Raw genomic sequence first — 256 nt, 5'->3', positions numbered from 1 at the left:
GCCGAACTGGTCCTACGCTGTTGGCCTCAGAACACAAAAGCTCGCAGCACTGGTGCTGGTTGCCTATGCCATCGCGACGTCAACGGTCGTGTTCCAAACGATAACCGAAAATCGAATTCTCACACCGTCAATCCTGGGATTTGACGCCTTCTACATACTCATACAAACGATCCTGGCTTACGGATTCGGCCACCTGTCCATAAGCAACACGAACCCGCAAATCCTCTTTCTGCTACAGACCGGGATCATGGTCTGC

At 52.3% G+C, this 256-nt stretch carries 1 protein-coding gene; it reads left to right on the top strand.

The window, feature by feature from the left end:
* A partial coding sequence (locus tag EOD29_RS33135) for an iron chelate uptake ABC transporter family permease subunit (protein ID WP_164764017.1) occupies positions 1–256 on the top strand: 256 nt, incomplete at both ends.

The sequence above is a fragment of the Mesorhizobium sp. M1A.T.Ca.IN.004.03.1.1 genome (assembly GCF_003997555.1).
GTDB lineage: Bacteria > Pseudomonadota > Alphaproteobacteria > Rhizobiales > Rhizobiaceae > Mesorhizobium.
This window is presented reverse-complemented; position numbering and strand designations above follow the sequence as displayed.